Origin of the sequence: Paracoccus spongiarum (genome assembly GCF_030732095.1) — a bacterium.
Lineage (GTDB): Bacteria > Pseudomonadota > Alphaproteobacteria > Rhodobacterales > Rhodobacteraceae > Paracoccus > Paracoccus spongiarum.
In genome coordinates, this window is record NZ_JAVAMQ010000092.1 from 1 (window position 1) to 268 (window position 268).

1 pseudogene is annotated in these 268 nt (G+C 67.5%); it reads left to right on the top strand.

Annotation, left to right across the window (positions count from 1 at the left end):
* Positions 1-268 (top strand): annotated as a pseudogene (locus tag Q5Y72_RS19835) (hypothetical protein); the annotation flags it as partial.

Below are 268 nucleotides of genomic sequence, written 5' to 3' on the forward strand. Positions count from 1 at the left end.
TGTACCACGCTGCGTGCCAATCGAGATGAAGCGCAATCAGCACGGCGAACGCGCGATCACCATCCCGGTCGGCACGACCCGCGTGTTGTCGCGCGGCAAGTGGCGGACGGTCGAACTCCGCGCCTGCCCGGTGACCTTCTCGCCGCATCCGGACCAGATCGCCGCCGCACGTCGCCACTACGAACATTGGTGGCTGGCGCTGGGCTGGGTGCGTGACGGGCTGATCGCGGGCGGCATGCTGCGGAGCATCGAGGTGACGGAGGTAATG